A 5792-nucleotide genomic window follows, 5' to 3' on the forward strand; every position below is an offset into this window, starting at 1 on the left:
GAGGGAATCACAATTGACGAATTACGCAACAGGCCCCTTGTGGGAGAAGGTGGCGCGAAGCGCCGGATGAGGGGTTGTTTCTACAGGCGAGCCCGCGGAGAGATACCCCTCACCCGGCTTCGCATTCGCGAAGCCACCCTCTCCCACAAGGGGAGAGGGTAAACACCGCGCTTTGGGACAGCTTTTGAGCAGCGATGGACGGCTTGGTCAAGTCCGGGCCGCACCTACGCGAAATAGATCAACCCCAGCCAATCGGCGACCAGCGCCGGCTTGTCCTCGCCCTCGATCTCCACCGTGACGTTGGTTCGGGACTGCAGCTCGTTCGGTTTGCGCAGCTTGGCTTCCGCCAGCACGAAGCGGCCGCGGACGCGCTTGCCCGAGCGCACCGGCGAGATGAAGCGCAGCTTGTCGAAGCCGTAATTGACGCCCATCGTGGTGCCGGCGATGACCGGCATCACCTCGTACGACATGATCGACAGCAGCGACATCGTCAGGAAGCCGTGGGCGATGGTGGTGCCGAAGGCGGTCTCTTTCCTCGCGCGCTCCGGATCGACGTGGATGAACTGGTGATCCTCGATCACGTCGGCATAGGTGTCGATGCGAGGCTGATCGACCAGGTGCCACGACGACACGCCGATCTCCTTGCCGACCATGGCCTGATAGGCTTCGAGGGCAATCGGCGGCTTCTTCCAGACTTCGTTCACTTAGGTCTCGCTCCGTGTTTTCGGCAACTCCGGAAAATCCTCCTCGCGGAATTCCCGGCCGCGCAGCGGATCGCTGCGATCATCGTCGCGCTCCAGCCTGCGTAGCTGCACGCGGCGGATTTTTCCAGAGATCGTCTTTGGCAGCTCGGTGACGATTTCGAGGCGGCGGATGCGCTTGAACGGCGCAAGGCGCGTGTGCAGATGCCTGAAGATCGAGAGCGCTGTCTCGGGCGAGCGCTCGGCACCTGATGTCAGCAGCACGAAGGCCTTGGGGATCGCGAGCCGGATCGGGTCCGGGCTCGGCACCACCGCGGCTTCCGCGACGAGCTCATGCTCGAGCAGCACGCTCTCCAGCTCGAACGGGCTGATGCGATAGTCGGAGGATTTGAACACGTCGTCGGAGCGGCCGACGAAGGTGAGATAGCCATCCTCGTCTGCGAATACGACGTCGCCACTGCGGTAGAGCGCGCCTTCCGCGCCCGAGAGCTGGCCGTCGTCGCCCTGATAGCCCTGCATCAGGCCGGCCGGACGGTCAGCACCCAGCACCAGCGCCACCTCGCCTTCCTTCGCCGGGTTGCCGTCGGCGTCGCTGACCTGCACGCGATAGCCCGGCAGCGGCCGGCCCATCGAGCCGACCTTGATCTTTTGCCCCGGCGAGTTGCCGGCCAGCGCGGTGGTCTCGGTCTGGCCGTAGCCGTCGCGGATGGTGAGGCCCCAGGCGGCCTGCACCTGGTCGATCACTTCCGGATTGAGCGGCTCGCCGGCGCCGCAGACCTCGCGCAAGCTCACCTTGAACGCCGCAAGGTTCTCCTGGATGAACAACCGCCATACCGTCGGCGGCGCGCACAGCGTGGTGACGCCGCAGCGGCCGATGGTGGCAAGCAGACCCTTGGCATCGAAACGCGGCTGGTTGACCACGAACACGGTCGCGCCCGCATTCCACGGCGCGAAGAAGCAGCTCCAGGCGTGCTTGGCCCAGCCGGGCGATGAGATGTTGAGGTGGACGTCGCCCGGCTTCAGCCCGATCCAGTACATGGTCGAGAGATGGCCGACGGGATAACTGCGCTGGCTGTGCAGCACCAGCTTCGGTTTCGCCGTGGTGCCCGAGGTGAAATAGAGCAACATCGGGTCGTCGGCATTGGTTGGACCGTCAGCCGTAAAGCTCTCCGAAGCATTCGCTGCCTCGTCATAGGCAAGCCAGCCATCCGAGGCAGCACCGACCACGATGCGCACGACATTTTCGGCGCCAAGGCTTGCGAATTTCGCGACCTGGTCCTGGGCCGCGACCACGGCCTTCGCCTTGCCGCGATCGAGCCGGTCGCGCAGCTCGTCCGCGGTGAGCAGCGTGGTCGCGGGAATCACGACGACGCCGAGCTTCATCGCGGCCAGCATCGTCTCCCACAGCGGCACCACGTTGCCGAGCAACAGGAGGAGATGGTCGCCGCGCTTCAGGCCGTGCGCGCGGAGGAAGTTGGCGACCTGGTTCGAGCGCTTCGAGAGCGCGCCGAAAGAAAGCTTGGTCTGCCGGTCCTGCGCGGCATCGACGATCCAGAGCGCGGGCCGGTCCTTGGCGTCCGCATCCTTCGCGAGGTCGTCGAACCAGTCGAGCGCCCAATTGAAGGGAACCGGATCGGGCCAGCGGAAGTCCTTGACCGCTGTCTCGTAATCCGTGCGGTGTTTTAGCAGAAACGCGCGCGCGTCCTGAAATGTCGTCATTAGGCTTTCCCGGCTAGCCCCCTAACGTGCTTGATAATTCCGGAAAAATCCACCCCGCCCTGCCCGGCGGCATCGAAGGACTGATAGATCTCCTGCGCATGCTTGCCGAGCGGCGTCGCCGCGCCCGCGGCCTTGGCGGCGTCCTGCGCCAGCGTCAAATCCTTCACCATCAGCGCCGAGGCAAAGCCCGGCTTGTAATCGTTGTTGGCCGGCGAGGTCGGCACCGGGCCCGGCACCGGGCAATAGGTCGTCAGCGACCAGCACTGGCCCGACGAAGTGGAGGCGACGTCGAACAGCGCCTGATGCGAGAGCCCGAGCTTCTCAGCCAACGCGAAGGCCTCGCTCACCGCGATCATGGAGATGCCGAGGATCATGTTGTTGCAGATCTTGGCCGCCTGCCCGGCGCCGGCGCCGCCGCAATGGACGATCTTCTTGCCCATCTTCTCCAGCACCGGCTTTGCCGCCGCAAACGCGCTCTCCTCGCCGCCGCACATGAAGGTGAGCGTCGCGCCCTTGGCACCACCCGTGCCGCCGGACACCGGTGCGTCGACCGAGAGCACGCCGTGCTTGACCGCCAGCGCATGCGCCTGCCGCGCGCTCTCGACGTCGATGGTGGAGCTGTCGATGATCAGCGCGCCCTTGGCCATGGCGGGAACAACCTCGCTCCAGACGCCGAGCACGTGCTTGCCGGCCGGCAGCATGGTGACGACGACATCGGCGCCCTTCACCGCGCCCGCGGCGCTGTCGGCAATGCCGGCGCCGTCGGCTTTGGCTTGCGCGCGCGAGGCTTCGACGAGATCGAACGCCGTCACCTCGTGGCCGGCCTTGACCAGATTGGCTGCCATCGGGCCGCCCATGTTGCCGAGACCGATGAATGCGATCGTGGCCATATCGATATCCTCCGCTGGACGTTTCGTTGATTAGTTGAACTTCAGTTCGTCGGCGCCGATCTCGGCGAGATATGGCGCGAGCATCTCCTGCGTCACATCCTCGATACGTGGCGGCGACCAGGTCGGGTTGCGGTCCTTGTCGATCACGGCCGCGCGCACGCCTTCGCGGAAATCGTCGCTGCGGAAGACCTCCAGCGCAGCGCGATATTCGCGCACCAGGCACTCTTCCAGGCTCGATGCGGCGCGCGCGAGCCGTAGCAGCTTCAACGTCACCACCATGCCGCGCGGCGATTTCTCGTTGAGCGTCTTCAACGTGGCCAGCGCGAACTCGGAGCCGTCGCGCTTGAGCGCAGCGACGATGTCCTCCATGCGGTCGAAGCCGAACAGCGCGTCGATAACAGGCTCTTTCGCGGCCACCGGTCCCGCGGTCTCACCGGTCGCAAAGCCGTCGATGAGCTTGCTGACATCGGCTGCGGTCGCGCCCTGACCAACCTTCGTCAGCGCGTTGCGCAGCTCCGGCCATTTGGCGGCCGGCACCACGGCATCGGCGAATTTCGCGTGGATCGCATCGGGCCCGTTCATGGTCTGGCCGGTCAGACCGAAATACGTGCCGATCTCCCCCGGCGAGCGCGACAACAGAAAGGTGCCGCCGACATCCGGAAAGAAGCCAAGCCCGACCTCGGGCATCGCGAGCCTGGTGCGGTCGGTGACGACGCGGTGGCTGGCATGGGCGGAGAGCCCGACACCGCCCCCCATCACGATGCCGTCCATGAACGCGACATAGGGTTTTGGGAATCTCTTGATCCGGGCGTTGAGGATGTACTCCTCGCGCCACAGGATCTTGCCGAGGTCACCATTGACCTTCGAGCTTTCCCAGAGCGTGCGGATGTCGCCGCCGGCGCACAGGCCGCGCTCGCCGGCCCCCTCCAGCAGGACCACGGCGACGGCCGGATCGGCCTCGAAGCGGTCGAGCGCCCTTTCGATGTCGCGAAACATCTCCAGCGTCACGGCATTGATCGCCTTGGGGCGGTTGAGCCGGATCACGCCGGCCGCGCCCTCGACACGGGCGACCAGATCGCCCTCCTCCACTGAACTCATCGCGCGCCCTCGATCAATTTGCGCGCCACGATGAGCCGCATGATTTCATTGGTGCCTTCGAGGATCTGGTGTACGCGCAGATCGCGCACGATCTTCTCGATGCCGTATTCGCTGAGATAGCCGTAACCGCCATGGAGCTGCAGCGCGTGGTTGGCGACCTCGAAGCCGACATCGGTGCCGAAGCGCTTTGCCATGGCGCAGAGCATGGTGGCGTCGGGGTCCTTGCGGTCGAGCGCGGCGGCGGCGCGCCACAGGAAGGTGCGCGCGGCCTCGAGCTCGATCGCCATGTCGGCGAGACGGAATTGCAATGCCTGGAATTCGTCGAGACGTTTTCCAAAAGCCTTGCGCTCCTTCATGTAGGTGCGCGCCTTGTCGAGCGCGGTCTGCGCGCCGCCGAGCGAGCATGCGGTGATGTTGAGACGGCCGCCGTCGAGGCCGGCCATCGCGATCTTGAAACCGATGCCCTCCTCGCCGAGGCGGTTGGCGACCGGCACGCGGGCGTTCTCAAACATCACGGCGCGGGTCGGCTGCGCATTCCAGCCCATCTTGCGCTCATTGGCGCCGTAGGAGACGCCGGGCGTATTGCCGTCGATCACGAGGGTCGAGACGCCGCCGGCGCCGTCACCGCCGGTTCGGACCATGGCGACAAGAAGATCCGTGCCGCCGGCGCCGGAGATGAACTGCTTCTGGCCGTTGAGGACGTAATGGTCGCCGTCGCGCACGGCGCGGGTGCGCAGCGCTGCCGCATCGGAGCCGGCGCCCGGCTCGGTCAGGCAGTAGCTCGCGATCAGCTCCATCGCGCAGAGTTTTGGCAGCCATTTGTAGCGCTGGGTGTCGTTGCCGAAGGCATCGATCATCCAGGACGCCATGTTGTGGATGGAGATGAAGGCCGAAATGGTCGGACAGCCCGTCGCCAGCGCCTCGAAGATCAGCGCCGCGTCGAACCGCGTCATGGCGGAGCCGCCGACATCCTCGCGGATGTAGATGCCGCCCATGCCGAGGGTCGCCGCCTCGCGCATCACGTCGACGGGGAAATGCTTTTCCTCGTCCCAGCGCAGCGCGTGCGGCGCGATCTTCTCGGCCGCAAACGCCAACGCCATGTCGCGAACCGCGACCTGATCCTCGTTCAGAGCGAACTGCATGCCGGGCTGCTCATTTTTCTCTCGTCATTGCGGGCGACGCGAAGCAATCCAGACTGTCTCCGCGGAAAGATGCTGGATTGCTTCGTCGCTACGCTCCCCGCAATGACGGCCGAGGAGAATTACTTCATCAGCGGGATCGAGAACTCCGCACCTTCCTTGACGCCGGACGGCCAGCGCGAGGTCACCGTCTTGGTCTTGGTGTAGAAGCGGACCGAGTCCGGGCCGTGCTGGTTGAGATCGCC

Annotated in this window: 4 protein-coding genes and 1 pseudogene; all 5 read right to left on the bottom strand. The window is 65.4% G+C overall.

Going from position 1 to position 5792, the window contains the following annotated elements; translation table 11 throughout:
• Positions 1-224: 224 nt before the first annotated feature.
• Positions 225-704 carry a MaoC family dehydratase gene (locus tag AC5ZFO_RS46955; protein WP_282522134.1) on the bottom strand — a complete coding sequence of 160 codons (480 nt, stop codon included), beginning with the start codon at positions 702-704 and terminating at the stop codon, positions 225-227.
• A complete protein-coding gene (locus AC5ZFO_RS46960; protein ID WP_282522133.1) occupies positions 705-2420 on the bottom strand; it encodes an AMP-binding protein in 1716 nt (571 codons plus the stop codon).
• Positions 2420-3319: pseudogene (gene mmsB, locus AC5ZFO_RS46965) on the bottom strand (3-hydroxyisobutyrate dehydrogenase); the annotation flags it as partial. The pseudogene mmsB and the gene AC5ZFO_RS46960, both read right to left, overlap by 1 nt.
• Before the next feature lie 21 nt (positions 3320-3340).
• A complete protein-coding gene (locus AC5ZFO_RS46970) occupies positions 3341-4408 on the bottom strand; it encodes an enoyl-CoA hydratase/isomerase family protein (protein WP_282522131.1) in 1068 nt (355 codons plus the stop codon).
• Positions 4405-5550, bottom strand: a complete 1146-nt coding sequence (locus AC5ZFO_RS46975) for an isobutyryl-CoA dehydrogenase (RefSeq protein ID WP_282522130.1) — start codon at positions 5548-5550, stop codon at positions 4405-4407. Before AC5ZFO_RS46975 ends, AC5ZFO_RS46970 begins: the two co-directional genes overlap by 4 nt.
• Positions 5551-5792: the final 242 nt, after the last annotated feature.

This window comes from Bradyrhizobium sp. Unk1, assembly GCF_059512345.1.

Bases quoted from the DNA above. Each gene is read 5' to 3' on its own strand.
- AC5ZFO_RS46975 (WP_282522130.1), bottom strand. From the start codon at position 5,550: ATGCAGTTCGCTCTGAACGAGGATCAGGTCGCGGTTCGCGACATGGCG.
- AC5ZFO_RS46970 (WP_282522131.1), bottom strand. From the start codon at position 4,408: ATGAGTTCAGTGGAGGAGGGCGATCTGGTCGCCCGTGTCGAGGGCGCG.
- AC5ZFO_RS46960 (WP_282522133.1), bottom strand. From the start codon at position 2,420: ATGACGACATTTCAGGACGCGCGCGCGTTTCTGCTAAAACACCGCACG.